Genomic DNA, 20,693 nt, shown 5'->3' with positions numbered 1-20,693 from the left:
TATGTTTTGATAGAAAAAAAAGATTAGTAATGTGGCTTTTTATGATCTAAATCCTATACCATTAAAAAAGTAATGCTTTTATTTGAGAGGCTTAATGAATGAGAGTCTCAAGCTTATCCGCATTCAGAGATCCATTTTGCAGTATAGCAGTATAATAGTACTTTTTAAGCTTGAAAAAGAATAAACGGAAATTCCCATACAGCAAATGATTAATACAATAAATTAATATGACCGATTTAGAGAAATTAGATAAAATTATTGAATTTGCAGATCATGCACATGGTGATCAGATGAGAAAGTACACTCCAGACCGGTACATCGTTCATCCTGTAAGGGTGATGAGAACATGCAGTCAGTATACCGACAGCCTTCCTGTTCTGGCGGCGGCCGTACTTCACGATGTCTTGGAAGACACTTCTTATACACAAAATGACCTGTCAGTATTTTTGAAAAACTATATGAGTGAGGAAAAGCAGCATCTCACCGTGCAGCTGGTTACAGAACTTACCGATGTATATATCAAAAAAAGTTTTCCTGCTTTAAACCGTTTCCAAAGAAAGAAAAAGGAGCTCGATCGCCTTAAAGAGATTAGTCCGGAAGCTCAGACCATCAAATATGCTGATATCATTGATAATGCAACTGAGATTTCGCAAAGTGACCCAGATTTTGCCGAAAGGTATTTGCAGGAATGCTATGACATAGTATCTTCATTAACGAAAGGAAACCAGGAGCTTCGAACGATCGCCCTGGAAGTAGTTACTGCAACGAAAAAGTATAATTAAGATATATCTATGTGCTTGTAAAATTCAACTAGATTTGTCTAAATCAATGCCCAATAATAAACGATGCCCGAACTGAATGTTCGGGCATTGAAGGTTTATACAAATATAAAAATTAATTCTTCTTAAACATCATCTCGTCAAGCTTGGTTTGGTTGAGATAAATTTGTTGAAATTCAATCGGCATATACTGATACAAAAGATTCCATTGTTGGATATCAGTATGCTTTTTAAGGCTTCCAAATGATCTGATAAAGAGATTTTCGATGATATGTTTTACATTGAAAGTTCCGTTTTTATAAAGCCATTCCATCATTTTGATATTACGATTGACAATATTGATTTTAGATTCCTGCAAAAGAACTTTTAAATAATCAACCGTTGACTGTATGATTCCTGGGAAATTATTCTGAGCAGATAACTGCGCTATTTCGTTCTGAATAGATGGATAAAATATTTTTAAATGTTCGATTGCCTGTACTTCATTAATCGTTTGCGCTTCAAAATTTTTCATTATTTTAAATATTTTTCTTAAATCCAGAAAATGATAACCAAAAGTGTACCAAAACAAAAGAGAGAATGTTAAATAATACTTAAAGTAAATAATTTAGAAATGAAATTGTAGATAGCGAAAAAATTCTTTATTAATGGGAGTTTTGAGGCTTTATTATAGAATTGTTTTATTTTGATTAGTTATTTTAAATCATTTATTGGTGATAAATTAAATATTCTCAAGTCAATTTATTTTTTGTGTTTAAAAGAAAAATTTATTTTTACTTTTTTAATGCAGAGATTAAATATATTTGCAGTCCACAAAAAATCAAAGATGTTTTCAAAAATTGTAGTACACAGAGTCGGAAATAAAATCAACGGAGAATCTCTTTTACTTTCTCAGGAAGAGCTTGAGTTGGATGAAGGAACTGTTGAATTGCTGGAGAATTATTTTCTAGGATCATTTAAAACCGAAGAAACCTATCAGTTTTACAGCGACTCTTACTTGGTGAATAATCCGGTATACAGTTCTGTATCTGAAATTTTTGAAGACAAAGCTAAATTTTTCTTTGAATCTGAAAATCTCGCCAGGCATCTTTTTGAAGCTGCTGAAAATCCGAGAGTGCAGGGTGGCGAATTGTTCATTGTGTATTTTGAGGACGATAGAGAAGGTGATGAAAAAGTGGATAAAATCGGAATTTTTAAAACCGAAAAAAGAGAATCTTTCCTGAAGATTTTCCCTAAAAATGAATCATTTGAGATTGATAAAGATCAGGGAATCAGTCTTTCAAAAATTGATAAGGCAGCGTTGATTTATAATAGCAGTAAAGAAAGCGGGTATGTACTTTCGGTCGTTGATAATAATAAAAACGGCGATATGTACTATTGGTTTGAAGATTTCTTGAAAGTGAAACAGCGAGATGACGAATATTTCCATACTCAGGAAGCTTTAATGGTTTATAAAGATTACATTACGAAACAATTACCACAAGAATTTGAAGTTTCAAAGGCAGATCAGGCAGATTTTCTGAATCAGTCCATCAATTTTTTCAAAGAAAAAGAAGAATTTAAGCTGGATGAGTTTGCGGCTGAGGTTTTGAAAGACGAACATGTGATTGAAAGCTTTAATAATTTTAAAACAGATTATGAGCAGGAAATGCAGATCAATATTTCAGAAGAATTCCCGATCAGTGAAGCTGCAGTAAAAAAAACGCAGAGACATTTTAAAAGCATCATTAAATTAGATAAAAATTTTCATATCTATATTCATGGTGACCGAAAAATGCTTGAGCAGGGTCAGGATGAAAAAGGCAAATTCTATATGCTGTATTTTGATAAAGAAGTGTAATTTTCTTTAAACAAAAAATCTTAGATGAATTATAGCTGATTTAGATTTGCTTAAAATACTTGTCGAAATCGTAAACATTATCATCAAAATTTAGCAATTATTTCATAATCTCCTGTTTAAAATGTTAATTTAATATTAAATAATTATAATTTTTATTAATTATTAATAGAAATTTCGCAACTAATACCACAAAGTATTATTCAGATATAAAATTTGATTAACTTTGATTTCTTTAAGTGTTATTTATGAATTTTGTTGAATGTCATGAAGAGCCCATTCATATACCGGGCTACATACAAAGTTTCGGATATCTGATTGGCATAGACGCAGAAACTCGTAACATTACTTTTTTCGGTGAAAATATTACCGATCTTTTTAAAACTGAAAATCCGGATCTTTTTTTCGGAAAAAAAATCACAGATTTCCCAGGATTATTTCAGGGAGTATTAAGTTCAGATATTTTTCAGTCCGTAGATTCCCTGACGAGAAGAGAAAATGAAACGTATTTTGATAAAATCTTAATTGAAGAAAAAGAATATCACTTTTCTGTTTATCGCAGTCAGAATCATGTTTTTCTTGAGTTTGAAGAACTTTTAGAAAATCCCCACAAGAGAATTACCAATAAATACGATAATTTCTACATCATCGATAACGAGCAGGAAATTTGGGATCAGCTTCTGAATAGCCTTTTCAGTATTATCAATTACGACCGTGTCATTGTTTATAAATTCATGGAAGACGGTTCCGGTAAGGTGATTTCAGAAAAAACAAACAATAATTTAGAAAGTTATCTGGGTTTGCATTACCCGGAATCTGATATTCCTGTACAGGCGCGCGAACTTTACAAAAAGAAAAGAAAAAGAATTTTCAGTAATGTATATTCGGAGCCTATAAAAATACTCAGTAAAACACTGGATACTATTGATCTTACCTATTTGTCATCGAGAGCTATGTCGCCTATTCATGGGCAATACATCAAAAACTCCGGTGCTGCTTCAAGCTTCAGTGTATCTATTATTATTGATGACAAATTGTGGGGCTTGGTAGCTTGTCAGAATTCTGTGCCGAAACATATTGACCTGGAAGACCGTGTACAAGCAGGTATTTTTACCGTATTGGCATCCAATGCGTATTCATCTTTTAAGTCAAAAAAAGAATTAGAATATCGCTTAGACTTAAATATAAAAGCTTCGCAGCTTAAGACCGAATTTTTAAAACACAATACTTTATTTGAATCACTGGTAGAAAATAAATCTGAAATCAGAAATCTTCCGGAAGCAGATGGTATAGCTGTGATTTCTGAAAATTATGTGGTAACAGAAGGAGTTACACCGCAGCGCCATGTTGTACAAAAAATTGTAGATTGGGCATATCAGAACACAGAAGAAGCAGTTTTCATCAGCCGTAGTTTCCTTAAAGATTTTGGTGATGAGCTGGGTCTTGACGAAACAGCCGGCGGAGTGATTATTTATTTTGTTGAAAGAAGTAAAAGAGAGTTGCTCATTTGGTTCAGAAAAGAATTTAATGAACACATCAACTGGGCAGGAAATCCCGAAAAGAAAATCGAAGTTTTTTCTCAGAATGGTGAAGAAAAAAATATGGTTTCTCCACGAACTTCATTTGAAGTTTTTAAAGAAAATATAAAAGGAAATTCTACAAGATGGAATTCCAGAAATGAAATTGCGGTGCAGACAATTCGTGATGTAATTTTAGAAACCTCTCACAAGCAATATATCACTATAAAAAGTCTGAATGAGCAGCTAAAAAAAGTGAATGAAGAGCTAGACAGCTTTTCTTACACCATTTCTCATGATTTGGGAACTCCGCTCACGGTCATGAAACTGAATGCTCAGATGTTGCTGAGAAGTCTTTCTGATACTTCCGATAAAAATAAACATAAATTGAGCTCTATCATTGATGAGATTGACGGTATGGCTGAGATGATGCAGGACGTACTTCAGCTGAGCCGTGCCAAGCACATCGAAATTGAACTTGAAAGTATAGAAACCCGCCAAACCATTGAGAAAATTACTGAAAATTCCAAAATGACTTTCAACAGCCCGGAGAGTAATGTTATAATCAAAGATTGTCCGAGTGTTTTGGCTGATAAAACCTTGCTGCATCAGGTATTTCTAAATATTATCAATAATGCCGTGAAATATTCTTCAAAGCATGAAGAGCCTAAAGTAATTATTGAAGGAATCGAAAAAGATGACAAAGTGATATACAGAATCACAGACAATGGTATCGGAATTCCCGAATCTGAAAAACACAGAATGTTTAAAATTTTCAGCAGGATGGATAACGCCAGACAATTCAAAGGAAACGGAATTGGTCTTTCAATCGTTCACCGAATCATGATCAGAATTGGAGGAAATGTAGCGTATGAAAGCAATAATGAAGGAACTTGTTTTATTTTAACGTTTCAAAACCCTAAATTTGTGAAAATTTAAATATAAATAATGGTATCTGAGTATCTAAAACAAAATACGGCTGAGTTTCATGATGCAGCAGAAAAACTATTTAGTTCTGATAAAATTTTCAACAAAACATTTACTCTTGCAGACTACAAAAAAATCATCAATACCAACTATTTGATGCTTCTTCACAGTGAAGACAAAATATTCAACAGACTTTCAGAGAGCTTTTCAGGAAAACTTCATTTAGACCAAAGAGTAAAACTTCCGTTAATCGAAAAAGATTTGGCAAGTCTGAAACTGAAAAATCAAACAGTTTCCCATCCATTAGAATTTGATAACACATACGAAGCTTTGGGAGCCATGTACGTTATTGAAGGTTCTACTTTGGGAGGAAATGTAATTGCAAAACAGCTTTCAAAAACCGAAGGTTTTGAAGATGTTACTTTCAATTTCTTTGGATGTTATCAGGAAAATACAGGATCAATGTGGAAAAACTTTAAACAGTTTTTGGATAATGAAGTTAAGGAGAAAAACTATGATGAAGTGTTATCGGGAGCCAAAAAATTGTATACGTTTTTATTGAACGTCAATTAATTTTCTTAAATAATAATTAAATTCCCGAAAGATTGCGCAATTTTTCGGGAATTTGTACATTTGGGAGGCAAAAAAATTATAATTTAAAAAGTAACATTATGAAACTGTAAAGTTCCATAATACCATTAAAAACAATAAATAAATATATTATGAATCTGTAAAGTTCCATAATACAAATAATAAACAATAAATAAATATATTATGAAAGTAACCGTAGTTGGTGCAGGTGCTGTAGGAGCAAGTTGTGCAGAATACATCGCAATGAAAGATTTCTGTTCAGAAGTAGTTTTAGTAGATATCAAAGAAGGTTTTGCTGAAGGAAAAGCAATGGATTTGATGCAGACTGCATCTTTGAACGGATTTGATACAAAAATTACAGGAACAACAGGAGATTACAGTAAAACAGCAGGTTCTCATGTAGCAGTAATTACTTCAGGTATCCCAAGAAAGCCGGGGATGACAAGAGAAGAATTAATCGGTATCAACGCAGGAATTGTAAAAGAAGTTACTGAAAACTTAGTAAAAAATTCTCCTGAAGTAATCATCATCGTTGTTGCTAATCCAATGGATACAATGACCTATTTGGTACACAAAACTTCAGGTCTTCCTAAGCATAAAATCATCGGTATGGGTGGTGCTTTAGATTCTGCAAGATTCAAATACAGATTGGCTGAAGCTCTAGAAGCTCCAATCTCAGATGTAGACGGAATGGTAATCGCTGCTCACAGTGACACCGGTATGCTTCCATTGTTGAGCAAAGCTACAAGAAACGGAGTTCCTGTAACTGAATTTCTTGATGAGGCTAAGCAAAGCTATGTCATCGAAGAAACTAAAGTTGGTGGTGCTACATTAACTAAATTATTGGGTACTTCAGCTTGGTATGCACCGGGTGCAGCAGTTTCTGTAATGGTTCAGGCAATTGCTTGTGACCAGAAAAAAATGATCCCTTGTTCATTGATGCTTGACGGAGAATATGGTGAAAGCGATATCTGCCTAGGCGTTCCTGCAATCATCGGGAAAAATGGTGTTGAAAGCATCGTCAACATTTCTTTAACTGAAGAAGAGAAAGCTAAATTTGCTGAAGCTGCAAAAGCAGTAAGAGACGTAAATGGTGATTTGAAGTTTTAATTTATTAAACTTTATATAAATGAACCGCGCGCCCGAAGGGCGCGCGGTTTTTAGTTGCTATTCTCTGTTAATAAAATAGGTTTACATATTGTTATTAAACGTAAGGTCTATTTTCCAGATGGTCTAATTTATATGATCTGATTTATTTACATCAATAGGGTCGGGCTTTAACCCGACCAAATGATAAGTTTCAAATTTGGCTTTAGCCAAAACTTATTTTAAGATCGATGAATCAAGATGATTAAAAAATCATAAAAGTTCTTGATACACGGCGCTACTCAAACTGACGGAGCATTGAGATAGTTGTACGAAAAATTACTTCACAACTGTCGCTTCCATTTCCACTTTCAACGTTTCAAACAATGTTTTTACTTCAATTACATTGCTTGCCTGTTGAATACCGTTTTTCGACATCCAGTTTTGCCAGATGTCGAAATTTTCGAAAAATGCGGGATGATCTGTCGTATAAACATTAAGTCTGACAATATTTTTAAGCTCAAAATCTGCCTGAGTAATCACTTTCTCCAGATTTTCAAATGTCTTTATCATCTGAGTTCTCATATCGGCATCACTTGTAACTCCGTCATCGTCAATAGCAGTTTGCCCGGAAACATAAAGCGTACTCTGAACATTGGTAACTTCTACGGCCTGTGCATAGTTTCTGTCGTTCTGCCATGTCCACGGGTTGATGATTCTTTTTTCCATGTTGAAATATTTTAATTTAATTAATGGAGCAAAGTTCGGCAGATGAGAGGATTGTATTGTGTGATGTGTGTCACAGATTTACTTTGAGTCAAGAAAAAGGCGGCTCAGAGTTTCTCGGGAAACGCCAAGATATAATGCTAATACAGTTTTAGGAATGCGTTGTAACAAAATAGGATAGAACTTAATGAATTGTTCATACCGTTCTTTTGCGTTCATTGTCATTAATGATAATATTCTTCTTTGGTTGGAGATATGTCCGCCAACTGCTTTTTTAAGAAAGAAATCGGTCATTTTTGGAACTTCATTCAGCAGTTTTTGATATCCGTCAAATGAAAGTTTTAAAACAACAGTATTTTCCAGACATTGTAAGGATTGGGTAGCTTTGCTTTGCGTGTAAAATGCTGCATAATCGCTTTCCCACCAATCTTCCATAGAAAATGAGATGATGTGCTCTTTGGCCTCCCGGTCTGTATAAAAAAGTTTTAAAAGTCCGGAAACAATAAAATACACATGCTCAACCTGATCATTTTCATTAATAATCATTTCACGTTTTTTAAAATGTTCTTCCGTGAAAAATGATTCAACAACCGAAAATTCTTCGTCTGTTAATGAAATTGTTCTGTTAATATGGTCTTTGAGGACATTCATTTAGTTTGATTTAATAATCATTTGTACTCATTATCGATACAATTCAAGATCAAGAAAGTTATTGTTTTTAATTAAATTTTTCTTTGCCTTTTCTGTTCCTGATTTTCTGAATTTATTTGCATCCATTTCATTCCCGTTTTCGTCGTAGGATTTAAATTGAGTAATCTGTGGATTCAGTAATAAAAACTGTTCGTTTGTGCTAATCGGATTTTTCCTGAAGTCGTTCCATTTTTTATTAAACTGCTTCCTGTTTACCTCATAATTTTTCAGTAGAGGAATGGGTTTGATAACGGAAGTGTCATCAGTAGTTTTATAATTGGCAACGAGTTTAAATGAGTGATGCTTTCTGGAATCTTCAATAGCCACGATCAAACCCGGAAGTTTCTGGAATAAATGCGGACCGTCCTGAAATGGTAATTCTGTTGTAAACCAAGCTGTCCATTCTCGTTTTCCAAACTGTAATACTGCTTTCTGACAATTGTAATTTTGTATTTTTTGAGTTTCATTGATGAGTTTCCAGTTTAAATCTGTTTCATCGGTTACTTTGTAAGATTCCATTCCAATGAATTCGGTAGAATAATTTTTGATATTATTTTTATTTTTCCACACGAACATTTTGATATTTCCGGGTGAAAGGTCTGTACCCACTTTTCCATTGTTTTTCTGCGAAGATTTTACAACTGCAGAATCTCTTTTAGCTTTCATTTCACTCAGAAATTCAGAATGATCTTTAAAAATTGTGAGACGCATATTTTCAGCTAAAACGCTGTCAACTTTTGTAGAATCAGGAACGTATTTGTATTCATAGATAAATCTATGATTCTGCGCATTCAATTTTAAAAGAATAACGAGAAATAGCATCGTGAAAATTTTATTCATGCAGATTTGATATATTAATCAAATCTACAAAATTGATTGAATACCCTGTCTTTTTAAAAACAATCCGTCACCAATTCCATATTCACCATCGCTCCGGCTACATTCCCGGTCATCACTGCATTGGAAACCGAGCGCATCATCGAAGAATTATCACCGCAAACAAATAAACCGGGAACATTGGTTTTTTGAAACTGATCGGTTTTGATATGACCAAATTCTGTAAATTCACAACCCAAGTCTTTCGGAATGTCAGAATGTTGCTGAAAAGGAAAAGCTCCGTAAACAGCTTCAAAATTGATTTCTTTTCCGTCATTAAATACCAGACTTTTTACATAACCATTTTCATGCTTTAGTTCTGAAATTTCAGTTTCGATAATTTCAATCTGATTATTTTTAAGCTTTTCAAACTGTTCATCTGTAAAGTCTGCTTTTCCTCTCGTCAGAATGGTGACATCTTGAGTTAAATTTTTAACAAGCGATGCAATATGCACTGCTCTGTCACCAATGGCGATAATTGCAGTCTTTTTATCTCGATATTCGTAACCATGACAGTACGGACAATGAATCAGTGATATTCCCCAAGATTCTTTAGAACCTTTGATATCAGGAATTTCATCTACAATTCCTGTGGCAATAATCAGTTTTTTTGCACTAAATATTTCTCCGTTTTCAACAGTTATTTCAAACCTGTTATCAGTTTTTTGAGCTGAGGTTGCTTTACCACTGTAGAATTCAATCGTTTCATATTCTTCAACCTGATTCTTAGCTAAAGTTGAAATCTCTGCAGGAGAACTTCCATCCTGAGTCAGAAAATTATGAGAATGCGGCGTTTGAATATTGCATGGCTTCCCATGATCTATCACCAAAGTTTTTCGTAAAGATCTTCCCAACGCCATTGCCGCAGATAATCCGGCATAACTTCCGCCAATAATAATGACATCGAACAGCTTATTTTCATTCATAATTTTAAGTTTTGTTATTTACAGGTAGATTAAAATTGATTTAAAGAAGAATTGTGTTAAATCATTTGCCAAAGTTAATACAAATTTCTATTATTGCAACACAATCGCATTAATAATAATGAAGAGAAGAAGTACCCCCACAAAAGAAGCCGTATTATCACTGCTCTCCAGTAACGGAAAAGCAATGAGCCAGGATGCTATCGAAAAAAATATTGAATTAAATATGGATCGGGCAACGATTTATCGTGTCCTGAATCGCTTCTGCGAAGACGGAATTCTCCACAGAATTGTTGCCGAAGATGGTAAACAGTATTTTGCAGTCTGCATCAAATGTGAGGAAAAGAAATTGGCAGATCATCATTTTCATTTCAGATGTACCCATTGTCAGACTATCGAGTGTCTGGCGGTTCCTGTTCAGTTTTCCTTACCAAAAGGGTATCATGTGGAAAGTGTAAATTGTATTTTGACGGGTGTTTGTAAAGATTGTGCGTGAATTTTCTAAAGCAGTTAATGTTTATTTGATTAACTCAAGAATTCTTTCAAACTCCAGATCTTTTTTATCTAAAATATCCTGATCTCTGTATTGAATGAGTTCATTAATTCTGATTCCTGTTTGTTGGGTTTGAGAATTGTCAGGATAAAAAATTCCGTTTCCTGTAAACTCTAAAAGGTATCCTCCCGGTAGATTTACTTTCACAAGATCTCCGTCTGCACCAGACGTTTGCTGACCAATCGTCAAAGATTGCGGAAATATTTTCTGTAAACTCATAGAATACCATTCGCTCGCACTTCGGGTATCAGGATTAACGAGAATGAAAACCTTTCCTTTGTAATGGTGAGTTGTTTTGCCGGCGATTGATGGAAAATAATCATCATCTTTATAAGCAAAAGTTCCGATGTTTTTTATATTGAGTTTATAATATTTTCCGAAATAATTTTCGGCAGGTGAGAAGTATTTGTAAAGATAATGATAGAAAAAGCCACCCCAATCAGGATAAGCTCTCATATCAAAAACAATCGCTTTTTTCTGTGATGCATTGTTCAGAATACTATCCATTTTAGCATCTACTTTGTCATCAGCAACATTATTAATGAACTTTAATGTCTCATTAGCTTTAAAGTAAGCAACATCATTATGCACCATCTCACGACTTTCTATTTTCTTAATTTTATCTTGCAGATAATTAACGATGACATCATATTTTTCTTTATCTGAAGTGTTGATCATGTCAATCTTTGTAGTCAATTTTTTCTTGCTTTTAGAAGATTCTACTTCAAAAAACTTTTGTTGAAGATCATCATTCCAAATCAGGTTATTTTCATATTTTGAAAGCAGATAAACTAGTTTCTCACGATTTGAAGTAGATAATAATTTTTCTTTTTCTTTGATGATTTTAGGAATACTTGTTCCGCCGATGGATGTTATTCTGTCTCCAACATTGATTTGTGCATTAAAGCAAATTTCCGGAATAATAAGATGGGTCACCAGAATATGATCATCAACAATCTGAAAATCAAAAGGGGCAAGATAATTTCCATGAAAAATATCTTTTCTGTAATTCAGCTGTTTATAAAAGCTGAATGCATGACTGTCTTTAAATTTTGAAACCAGTTTTGCCAATATGATTTCAAAATCCTTTCTAGAATTGACCTTTGAGTTTTCATCCAAACAGTTTTCAAGAAAATCATCAAAACCTCGATCCATAATATATTTGTGGGGGAAAAGATAATCTACAATTCCCTGTATTTTTGCCAAAGTAAGCAAACGATATTCTAGCGGAAGGTTTTCAGTTTTAGGAAATATATATTCTTTTTCATCGCTAACCAATCTTTCTTTCGGAAGATTCTCAAAATTATATCGGTGTGTGTAAATCCCATTGAGCAAATCTTTATTTCCTATGCTCATTTTATTGTTTTTCTGATACCAGCTGAAATCCTGGTTCTTTGTAAGAATGTCTTTTGATGTTTCAATCGGAGCAGGTATTGTAAGGTTTTTATTTAAATTTTGTGATAATTTTCCAATTACCGAATTAAAATCATCTTTTGAGCTGATATTTTTTAGAGTAGTTAAAAATAAACTGTCGGCATTTACTTTTCCGCTTGCAACATCGGGATGGTAATATTTAATAAAATTCCATGTTTTGAAAAACATATATTGTTGTTCTTTCTGTGCAGAAAGGTTTTGCTGGAAAAAGATAAGTATAAAAAATAATGTGATTTTTTTCATGGTGAAGTTTAGATTTGGCTAAGAAATGTAGAAATTATTATCAGAAAGAAATTTTGAGATTTTGCTAAAGACTAACTCCCAAATTTAAAGAAAATTTCACACACCAAAACTTTTAAAACCTGTAAATTTACCACTACAAAAAAGTTATTCAATGTTAAGGAAAATTACGATTGCAGCAGTCACTTTTGTCTCTTTAATGACTGTCAATGCTCAAAAAAATAAAAAATCACAATTAGAAAAACCAAAATTGGTCGTAGGTCTGGTAATCGACCAGATGAGATGGGATTATCTTTACAGATTTTATGACAAATACAGTCTGGATGGTTTTAAAAGAATGCTGAATCAAGGTTTTTCATTCAATAATGTGATGATTCCTTACGTTCCTACGGTTACTGCAATTGGTCATACTACAATTTACACCGGTTCGGTACCCTCAATTCACGGGATCGCAGGAAATGACTGGACTGATAAAGCAACCGGTAAAAATGTATACTGCACCGAAGATACCGAAGTAAAAGGTGTCGGTACCAATGATAAAATTGGTGGTCATTCACCAAAAAATCTTTGGAGTACCACGATCACTGATCAGTTGAGAATTGCAAGCAACTTTCAATCTAAAGTGGTGGGAGTTTCATTAAAAGACAGGGCTTCTATTTTACCTGCAGGTCACAATCCGAATGGCGCTTTCTGGTTTGATGAAAATACAGGAAATTTTGTGACGAGTTCTTACTATATGAACAGTCTGCCAAATTGGGTGAATCAATTTAATGATCAGAAATTAGCCGAAAAACTGGTTGCCAATGGTTGGAATACTTTATTGCCAATCAATCAGTATACCGAAAGCACAAGAGATGATGTGCCTTGGGAAAAACCTGTGGGAACAGCTAAGAATCCTACTTTTCCTTACAGCAATCTTGCGGCAGATTACGCTGTAAATAAAGGAGTTTTAAGAACAACACCTTTTGGAAACACGTATACTTTAAAATTTGCTGAAGCTGCTATTGACGGTTACCAACTCGGTGAAGATCAGATTACTGATTTTCTTGCCATAAATATTGCTTCTACAGATTATGTAGGGCATTCTTATGGTCCTAATGCGATAGAAGTGGAAGATACATATCTGAGATTGGATATTGAATTAGCCAATTTCTTTAAAATTCTTGATAAAAAAGTAGGTGAAGGAAATTATCTTGTTTTTCTTTCTGCAGATCATGGCGGAGCGCATGCTGAAGGGTATATGAAAGAGAACAAAATGCTGACAGGATTTTTTGATGACGGTCTAGAAAAAAACTTAGGTACCGAACTTGAAACAAAATATGCAGCCAGTAAATTGATTTTAGGGATTGATAATTACCAAATTTATCTTGATCATCAATTGATCAAAGAGAAAAAGCTTGATGAAACAGCAATCAAAAAAAGTATTATTGAAAACTTAAATAAAGATCCGCGTGTATTGTATGCAATAGATCTTAAAGAAGTTGGGAACGCACCAATTCCGGAACCTATTAAAACGCGTGTCATTAATGGTTATAACTGGCAACGAAGTGGTGATATTCAGATTGTTTCTCATGATGGGATGCTTCCGAACTATGCCAAAAAAGGAACTACACACAGCGTTTGGAATTCATATGATGCACACATTCCTTTAATATTTATGGGTTGGAAAGTTCCTCACGGGGAAAGCAATGCTTCCCACTTTATGACTGACATTGCACCCACGATCGCTCAGTTTTTGAGAATAGAAAATCCAAGTGGGAATATAGGACAACCTTTAATGGAAGTTTTAGGGAAATAAGATCTTTGAACTTGGTAATAGTTTCGGGGCGCAGCAAAGCTGCGCCCCGAAACTATTTGTATGATCATTTTACTTGAAAAATTTTAAACTTTAAAATTTTTACTCAAGCGTTTCTTCTTCTTCCTCATCGTCATATTGTTCCAGATAATATGAGAAGGAAAAATCTTCTACTTCATCTTCTGTATCTTCCAATGTGGTGAGAAGATCTTCAAAAATTTCAAGCTGATCTACGCTCATATTAACAAATTCTAAATGAAGAGGCATTTCCAATTCTCCGGAAATTACGTCAGAAAGTGCATCCAGATTATCTCCAAAATATTCCGGGAGTTTTATTTTTTCTTTCAGTTGTGTATAAAAATCTTCGTAATCTCCCAGGTCTGCGAAATCGATGTATGTTGTGTTCATAGTCTTATTTAAATTTTTACTGTTCAAATGTAAGCGTTTTATTGTCATTGCGAGGAACGAAGCAATCTCGTAGCGAATCTTGAGACATTTTTAATTTCAGAAACGATTCATAATATTTTGAATATCATCCGTCAAATCTTTCCATTCTGGATTCATCGAATTTATTAATTCTAATTTCTTCTGTCTTGAAACCGCTTTTATCTGTTTTTCCCGAAAGATTGCATCTCCAATTTCCTGAAATGCTTCCCAATATACCAGCTTATTAACATTGTATTTTGCACTGAAACTCTGCTCGTGAAACTTTTCTTTATGTTCCTGAACTCTTTTCGGCAGATTTGAAGTAACGCCTGTATATAAAACGGTATTGTTTTTATTGGTAATCAGGTAGATGAAACCGGATTTCATTTGTGTTGTTTTTAATATTATTTATAAAGATTGCTTCGTAGCTTTCGCTCCTCGCAATGACAGATTACTGCCTCTCAAAACTCTTATAATGATTTTTAGTTAAATATACGTCTCCGTTTTTCGTGAAAACAATTCGGTCGCCATTTCTGTTTCCACAATTGTAATTCACATCAGCTTCAAAATATTTTTCACTTTTAGGCAGCTTTCCTTCACGATTTCCAAAAGAGTCTCCACCAATTGCTTTTCCGGGTAGAACATCACAAAGATTTCCCTGCGATGGATTCCAGCCTTGCTTTTTGGCTTCATTTTTTGTGACGTAATAATCAGGAAGTGTATGGTTTTGTTGTACGTAATTAATGACTGTATTTTCAGCCGTTAATTGATCAATGGATAGCTTGTTTCTAGTCTTTCCTCCAAGATCTTGACTTACTTTTTCAGTTTTATAGGGGCTTTTTTTATCTGCAATAAAATGATTGTAGACATACATCACAGACATTCCGAAAAGAAGTCCCATGCAGGCAAAAAGTAGTGAGCGGATTTTAGGATTCATGTTTTTTAGGTCAATCGTTAATGTAACTTCGTTAGCGAATTGTCGATTTAAAATTATAAATAGAATTGAAAAAATTCATGATTGACAACTCACTTACAATGCAAAATTTACTTTATTCTCTCCACTCCTCAGGAATATCACACACCGGAATGGGATTGATTTTATGTTGTGCAGCTCTATTCATTCTGCTGAAAATTTTAAAAACTTCCAAATCTCTTCCACTATAGTCTGCTTCAGTTTTATTTCCCCATTCTTTCTGTATTTTTTCCAGCTCGGGATATGTTGCACCAATCTGCATTTCATCGGTTCTTTCAGCGTCCCAAAGTCCGTCAGTAGGGATAGCTTCCTGAATATTTTTAACTAAATTTAAAGCTCTCGCCAATTCATATACTTCAGTTTTGTACAAATCTGCAATAGGAGAGAGGTCTACACCGCCATCACCATATTTTGTGTAGAAACCAATCCCGAAATCTTCTACTTTATTTCCTGTTCCGCAAACCAAAAGTCCGTTGATTTGTCCGTAATAATATAAAGTAAGCATTCTCAAACGGGATCTTGTGTTGGCAAAAGCCAGTTTTTCGTTTGGAAACTCATCATCATGAACATCAAAAGTTTTGTATAGTTCTTCAAAAGCTGGTGTCAGATTAACAGACATTGCTTCAACATTAGGAAATTTTGATTTCAGATCGTTCATGTGTTCCCATGCACGGTTTACCTGATCTTCTTTCTGACGTATAGGCATTTCGATCAACAGCGTTTTTAAGCCTGTCATCGCAGCTAAAGTAGAAACAACTCCCGAATCTACACCCCCGGAAACTCCGAGTACGTAACCTTTAACTCCTGATTTTTCGGCATAATCTTTTAGCCATTGTACGATATGATCAATTACTTTTTGGGTCTGCATATTCTTTTTATTTATTGGGCGGAAGTTTTTCTATGTTTTTTAAAAGCATAAATATTTTCAAAAAACAAGTCTTTCCGTCTTGATGAATATTTTTGCCATTAATTTTCCTTATTTTTGTGTCTTAAATTTCATGTAAAAATAATGAAGATTTTTAGAACTGCAGCACTTTCATGCCTTTTAGTTTTAAGTTTAAATTCTTGTAAAAAAGAACAGGAAACTGAATGGAAAGTTGAAATAAAAAATCCTGCCGAAAAGGTAGAGATGACCGATATATCAAAAGAATTTTATGATCAGAATGTTCCGTTAGAGCAATTTACTGCAAAATTCCCTTGGTTTCAGGGAACCGTTCCGGATGAAGATTTCAAAAAAAGAAGAGCTGATACACAGGAAATAAAAATCTATAAAGAAGCGATTAGTAAAATTGATCAGAAGAAATTGCAGAACGAACTTCAGGATTTGTTTTCGCACATCAAATTTTACTTTCCGCAGTTTAAAAGTCCGAAAGTTTTCCTTTTCTCGTCGGCTTTGCAGATGATTCAGGATCCACTTTTATATGATGATAAAACGAATTTCCTTTTCATTGATATTTCAGGATTTATGGGAGATAAAAATGCTAATTACAAAGGTTTAGAATTGTATTTCCAAAAATCCATGAATCCGAGTAATATTGTTCCTAAAGTATCAAGAATGTTTGCCGAAAACATTGTTCCGTATACAGGAAACAGTCAGAAATTTATTGATTTGATGGTGTACAACGGAAAAATAATGACTTTGCAGGACGCATTTTTACCGGAAACTCCGGATTACCTGAAAATGGATTATACGAAAGAGCAGTACGATTGGTCAAAAGCAAACGAGGCAAATATTTATAATTATTTTGTAGAAAACAATCTGATTTTTGGGGATGATCACCGATTGGCAGAACGTTTCATCGCTCCGGGACCGTTTTCAAAGTTTTACACAGAAATTGATAACAATTCTTCGCCGATGGTAGGAATCTTCACAGGATGGCAGATTTGCAGAGAATATTTTAAAAAGAAACCTGAAACAAAATTGATGGATTTTCTGAAAATGGATGCGACAGAAATTTTTAATCAGGCGGGTTATAAACCGAAATTAGAAGAATAATAAAAGTTAGAAAAATATAAAATGAGAAAGACTCAGATAACAATAGATGTAGAATTGGATGAAAACCACATCCCCGAACTGATCACCTGGAATGCAGAAGATGGCGGAGTGGAAAAAGAAGAAACCAAAGCAACAATGATCTCAGTGTGGGATGACAAAACAATGGAAGCGCTGAGAATTGATCTTTGGACTAAAGAAATGCCTGTTGATCAGATGAAAATGTTTATCCACCAGATTTTAGTATCCCTGGGAAGTACGTATCAAAGAGCAACGGGTGAAGAAGATGTTGCAGCGTGGATTGAGCAGATTGCAGAAGAATTTGCAGTGAAATCGGCAATTAAGATGTAAAAAAAGCCCTTAGCTTTTGGCAATTAGCAGTTGGCTTTTTGTTGAGAGATCAAGGTAAAATATAAATAGATTTGTAGCAGTTAGTGGTAAAGCTAAATGCCAAAAGCAATAAGCTAAAAGCAAAAAATATGAATTTCAATACAAAAGTAATACACGGAGGACAGCATCACGAATCTGCAACAGGTTCTGTGAATGTGCCTGTTTTTTTAACATCAACTTTCGCTCAGAAAAGTCCGGGAGTACATTCCGGTTACGAATATTCCAGAGCGGCAAACCCTACAAGACAGGCTTTGGAAGATTCTTTGGCAAGCATTGAAAACGGAGCGAGAGGTTTAGCTTTCGGTTCTGGTTTGGCTGCGATAGACTGTGTTTTAAAATTATTAAATCCTGGAGATGAGGTCGTTGCTGTAGATGATTTATACGGCGGAACGTACAGAATGTTTACCAGACTTTTTGAAAAATATCAGTTGAAATTTATCTTCGTAAATTTTGATGATGCTTCAAAAATAAACGACGTAATTACTGACAAAACAAAACTGATCTGGATTGAAACACCAACGAATCCGCTTATGAAATTGGTTGATATCAAAGCGGTTGTAGAGATTGCAAAAGGAAAAGATATTCTGGTTGCAGTAGACAATACCTTTGCAACACCTTATCTGCAAAGACCAATCGATCTGGGAGCGGATATTGTGATGCACTCGGCAACAAAATATTTAGGTGGTCACTCTGATGTTATCGCCGGAGCTTTGATTGCAAAGGATGCCGAGTTGGGAGAAAAACTTCATTTTATTCAATTTGCAAGTGGTGGAATTTTAGGACCTCACGATTCTTATCTGGTCTTGAGAGGGATTAAAACTTTAGCATTAAGAGTGCAGAGACATTCTGAAAACGGAATGGCTGTAGCAAAATATCTGGAATCTCATCCTGCCGTTGAGCAAGTGATTTATCCGGGATTAGAATCTCATCCGCAATACGAATTGGCAAAATCTCAAATGAAAGATTTCGGAGGAATGGTTTCTTTCACTTTTAAATCTGGAAAGAAAGAAGATGCGATTAAGTTTTTGGAGAAAGTCAGAGTGTTCACTTTGGCAGAATCTTTGGGCGGAGTAGAATCTTTAGCCAACCATCCTGCTTTGATGACGCATGCTTCAATTCCTGCGGAAAAACGTGCAGAATTGGGAATTACAGATGATTTAGTTCGTCTAAGTGTCGGGATCGAGGATGCGGAAGATCTGATTGCAGATTTGGAAAAAGCATTTTCATAAAATAATAAATCATGAGCATCCATTTTTATAGTGGATGCTTATTTTGTAGTTTTTAAAATGAAAAATACAAGAAAAGCAACGATTAAAGATTTGAATCAATTGGCTGAATTGTTTGATCAATACAGAGTTTTTTATCATAAGAATTCTGATATTCCCTCGGCTGAAAGTTTTTTAAAAGAAAGAATTGGAAAAAATGATTCTGAAATTTATGTAGCAGAAAATGGGGAAAAATTGGTTGGTTTTGTTCAGTTATATCCTTTGTTTTCATCCACAAGAATGAAAAAGTATTGGTTACTGAATGATCTTTTTGTCAACGAAAATTATCGTGGTAAAGGTTTTTCAAAAGAATTAATTGAAGAAGCAAAAGAACTGGCAAAATCTACCGGCGCTTGCGGAATTCTTCTCGAAACCGGAAAATCAAATGACATCGGAAACAAACTGTATCCAAGTTGTGGATTTGAATTATACGATGAGGTTAATTTCTACGAATGGACGAATAGATAATTTAACAATTTACCAATGTAATAGTTTACCAATTTTTATAATTGTTACATTGCTAAACTGATCTATTGTTACATTAAAATATTACTCATATTAATATGTCAGATTTTCAAAAATATATTCAGCGATATTTAGATTTGATTCCATCAGAAAACTGGCTGGAAGAATTAAGACGGGTTGGTGAAAAAACCACTTCTTTGTATGCTTATTTAACTGAAGAACAATCAAAGTTCGCTTATGCAGAAGGAAAATGGACTTTAAAAGAAGTGCTTCTTCACTTAACAGATACCGAACGAATTTTTCAGTATAGAATTTTAGCTTTTGCAAGAGGCGAAAAATCTGAATTGCCAGGTTTTGATGAAGAGAATTATGCAGCCAATTCTTTTGCCAATGAAAGAAGTTTAGAATCTTTGTTGGAAGAATATCAACTCGTAAGAAAATCTTCTCAGATTTTATTGAAAACATTGAATCCGTCAGTTTTAAATATTGTTGGTAAAGCCAATGGAAATGAGATTTCGGTAGAAACAATTAGGAAATTGATTGTGGGACACAATATTCATCATTTGAATGTGGTCGAGGAGAGGTACTTGCCGGAAATGTAAGCTATTTCTGTAAATAATTTTAATCAATAGGAACGGGCTTTAGCCCGTTTTTTCTATTTAAATATTCGCTTGGCTTTAGCCAAAATCTAAAAAATCATTATTTTTGATGAAACAACACAAATGCCTTTTATCAAAATTTATATTCATATCGTTTTTTCTACATCGGATAGAATTCCCTTTTTAAACTCAGCCGAATTAAGAGTTCAAGTTTGGAAACATATCAAACAAAATGCTTCCAGAAAAGGAATTTTCTTAGATATGGTAAACGGTTTTTCAGATCACTGCCATTGTCTCATTTCTCTGGGTTCTAACCAAAATATCGAAAAAATTGTTCAGTTAATAAAAGGTGAATCTTCTTTTTGGATCAATAAAAATCAACTGATTAAAGATAAATTTTCTTGGCAAGATGAATATTTTGCGGTTTCTGTTTCAGAATCTATGATCGAATCTGTGAGGAATTATATTAAAAATCAGGAACAACATCATCAGAAAAAATCATTTATAGAAGAATATAAAGAATTTATTGAAAAATATAACTTTGAATAGTTTTTGGCTAAAGCCAAATGAATGCTTAATTTTGAAAGCGGGGTAAAGCCCGCCCCTAT

The 20,693-nt window shown here is 34.0% G+C and carries 23 protein-coding genes; 13 read left to right on the top strand and 10 right to left on the bottom strand.

Annotated features, from left to right (window positions below; all coding sequences use genetic code 11):
* Positions 1–227: 227 nt before the first annotated feature.
* The gene (locus tag ACZZ9T_RS15600; RefSeq protein ID WP_463442849.1) at positions 228–782 is read left to right on the top strand and encodes an HD domain-containing protein; all 555 of its coding nucleotides are present in this window, start codon (positions 228–230) and stop codon (positions 780–782) included.
* A gap of 112 nt (positions 783–894) precedes the next feature.
* Here ACZZ9T_RS15600 and ACZZ9T_RS15595 read toward each other — a convergent pair whose 3' ends face one another.
* Complete coding sequence (locus ACZZ9T_RS15595; protein ID WP_463429262.1) at positions 895–1,293, bottom strand: DUF7674 family protein; 399 nt, start codon at positions 1,291–1,293, stop codon at positions 895–897.
* A gap of 312 nt (positions 1,294–1,605) precedes the next feature.
* On the opposite strand from ACZZ9T_RS15595, the gene ACZZ9T_RS15590 reads away from it, so the two are divergent.
* The 4 genes from ACZZ9T_RS15590 to ACZZ9T_RS15575 all read left to right on the top strand — a co-directional run bounded on the left by ACZZ9T_RS15590 (position 1,606) and on the right by ACZZ9T_RS15575 (position 6,761).
* Positions 1,606–2,619 (top strand): nucleoid-associated protein, encoded by a 1,014-nt coding sequence (locus tag ACZZ9T_RS15590; protein WP_463429261.1) that lies wholly within the window; start codon positions 1,606–1,608, stop codon positions 2,617–2,619.
* Between the two features lie 245 nt (positions 2,620–2,864).
* Positions 2,865–5,072, top strand: a complete 2,208-nt coding sequence (locus ACZZ9T_RS15585) for an ATP-binding protein (RefSeq protein WP_463442848.1) — start codon at positions 2,865–2,867, stop codon at positions 5,070–5,072.
* Between the two features lie 9 nt (positions 5,073–5,081).
* Positions 5,082–5,633: a biliverdin-producing heme oxygenase gene (locus ACZZ9T_RS15580; protein ID WP_463429259.1), complete on the top strand. Its 552-nt coding sequence runs from the start codon at positions 5,082–5,084 to the stop codon at positions 5,631–5,633.
* Positions 5,634–5,834: 201 nt separating this feature from the next.
* Positions 5,835–6,761, top strand: a complete 927-nt coding sequence (locus tag ACZZ9T_RS15575; RefSeq protein WP_463429258.1) for a malate dehydrogenase — start codon at positions 5,835–5,837, stop codon at positions 6,759–6,761.
* Between the two features lie 315 nt (positions 6,762–7,076).
* On the opposite strand, the gene ACZZ9T_RS15570 is transcribed toward ACZZ9T_RS15575, so the two are convergent.
* From ACZZ9T_RS15570 to ACZZ9T_RS15555, 4 genes are all read right to left on the bottom strand, one after another.
* On the bottom strand, positions 7,077–7,466 hold the full coding sequence (locus ACZZ9T_RS15570; RefSeq protein ID WP_463442847.1) for a RidA family protein: 390 nt from the start codon (positions 7,464–7,466) through the stop codon (positions 7,077–7,079).
* Between the two features lie 78 nt (positions 7,467–7,544).
* Positions 7,545–8,114: a Crp/Fnr family transcriptional regulator gene (locus ACZZ9T_RS15565; RefSeq protein WP_463442846.1), complete on the bottom strand. Its 570-nt coding sequence runs from the start codon at positions 8,112–8,114 to the stop codon at positions 7,545–7,547.
* A 30-nt stretch (positions 8,115–8,144) separates the two neighbouring features.
* Positions 8,145–8,993 carry a GLPGLI family protein gene (locus tag ACZZ9T_RS15560; protein WP_463442845.1) on the bottom strand — a complete coding sequence of 283 codons (849 nt, stop codon included), beginning with the start codon at positions 8,991–8,993 and terminating at the stop codon, positions 8,145–8,147.
* Positions 8,994–9,046: 53 nt separating this feature from the next.
* Positions 9,047–9,955, bottom strand: a complete 909-nt coding sequence (locus ACZZ9T_RS15555; RefSeq protein ID WP_463442844.1) for an NAD(P)/FAD-dependent oxidoreductase — start codon at positions 9,953–9,955, stop codon at positions 9,047–9,049.
* Between the two features lie 118 nt (positions 9,956–10,073).
* Between ACZZ9T_RS15555 and ACZZ9T_RS15550 the strand changes: the two genes are divergently transcribed.
* Complete coding sequence (locus tag ACZZ9T_RS15550; protein ID WP_463442843.1) at positions 10,074–10,448, top strand: Fur family transcriptional regulator; 375 nt, start codon at positions 10,074–10,076, stop codon at positions 10,446–10,448.
* A gap of 21 nt (positions 10,449–10,469) precedes the next feature.
* Here the strand turns inward: ACZZ9T_RS15550 and ACZZ9T_RS15545 are convergent, their stop codons facing one another.
* On the bottom strand, positions 10,470–12,182 hold the full coding sequence (locus tag ACZZ9T_RS15545; protein ID WP_463442842.1) for a S41 family peptidase: 1,713 nt from the start codon (positions 12,180–12,182) through the stop codon (positions 10,470–10,472).
* Positions 12,183–12,333: 151 nt separating this feature from the next.
* Between ACZZ9T_RS15545 and pafA the strand changes: the two genes are divergently transcribed.
* Positions 12,334–13,977: an alkaline phosphatase PafA gene (gene pafA / locus ACZZ9T_RS15540; RefSeq protein ID WP_463442841.1), complete on the top strand. Its 1,644-nt coding sequence runs from the start codon at positions 12,334–12,336 to the stop codon at positions 13,975–13,977.
* A gap of 99 nt (positions 13,978–14,076) precedes the next feature.
* On the opposite strand, the gene ACZZ9T_RS15535 is transcribed toward pafA, so the two are convergent.
* From ACZZ9T_RS15535 to nadE, 4 genes are all read right to left on the bottom strand, one after another.
* The gene (locus ACZZ9T_RS15535) at positions 14,077–14,382 is read right to left on the bottom strand and encodes a barstar family protein (protein ID WP_463442840.1); all 306 of its coding nucleotides are present in this window, start codon (positions 14,380–14,382) and stop codon (positions 14,077–14,079) included.
* A 96-nt stretch (positions 14,383–14,478) separates the two neighbouring features.
* A complete protein-coding gene (locus ACZZ9T_RS15530) occupies positions 14,479–14,787 on the bottom strand; it encodes a GIY-YIG nuclease family protein (protein WP_463442839.1) in 309 nt (102 codons plus the stop codon).
* A 64-nt stretch (positions 14,788–14,851) separates the two neighbouring features.
* Entirely contained in the window at positions 14,852–15,337 is a 486-nt protein-coding gene (locus tag ACZZ9T_RS15525; RefSeq protein WP_463442838.1) for a ribonuclease domain-containing protein, read from the bottom strand.
* A gap of 112 nt (positions 15,338–15,449) precedes the next feature.
* Positions 15,450–16,241, bottom strand: a complete 792-nt coding sequence (gene nadE / locus ACZZ9T_RS15520) for an NAD(+) synthase (RefSeq protein WP_463442837.1) — start codon at positions 16,239–16,241, stop codon at positions 15,450–15,452.
* Between the two features lie 141 nt (positions 16,242–16,382).
* Between nadE and gldB the strand changes: the two genes are divergently transcribed.
* From gldB to tnpA, 6 genes are all read left to right on the top strand, one after another.
* Entirely contained in the window at positions 16,383–17,369 is a 987-nt protein-coding gene (gene gldB, locus ACZZ9T_RS15515; protein WP_463442836.1) for a gliding motility lipoprotein GldB, read from the top strand.
* A gap of 21 nt (positions 17,370–17,390) precedes the next feature.
* A complete protein-coding gene (gene gldC, locus ACZZ9T_RS15510; RefSeq protein WP_463429244.1) occupies positions 17,391–17,717 on the top strand; it encodes a gliding motility protein GldC in 327 nt (108 codons plus the stop codon).
* Positions 17,718–17,800: 83 nt separating this feature from the next.
* Positions 17,801–18,985, top strand: coding sequence for a cystathionine gamma-synthase (locus ACZZ9T_RS15505; RefSeq protein ID WP_463442835.1), 1,185 nt, complete (start codon positions 17,801–17,803; stop codon positions 18,983–18,985).
* A gap of 57 nt (positions 18,986–19,042) precedes the next feature.
* The gene (locus ACZZ9T_RS15500; protein WP_463442834.1) at positions 19,043–19,489 is read left to right on the top strand and encodes a GNAT family N-acetyltransferase; all 447 of its coding nucleotides are present in this window, start codon (positions 19,043–19,045) and stop codon (positions 19,487–19,489) included.
* Between the two features lie 95 nt (positions 19,490–19,584).
* Positions 19,585–20,088, top strand: a complete 504-nt coding sequence (locus ACZZ9T_RS15495) for a DinB family protein (protein WP_463442833.1) — start codon at positions 19,585–19,587, stop codon at positions 20,086–20,088.
* Between the two features lie 120 nt (positions 20,089–20,208).
* The gene (gene tnpA / locus ACZZ9T_RS15490) at positions 20,209–20,634 is read left to right on the top strand and encodes an IS200/IS605 family transposase (RefSeq protein ID WP_463442832.1); all 426 of its coding nucleotides are present in this window, start codon (positions 20,209–20,211) and stop codon (positions 20,632–20,634) included.
* Positions 20,635–20,693: the final 59 nt, after the last annotated feature.

It is taken from the genome of Chryseobacterium sp. AC417 (assembly GCF_979258215.1).
This window is presented reverse-complemented; position numbering and strand designations above follow the sequence as displayed.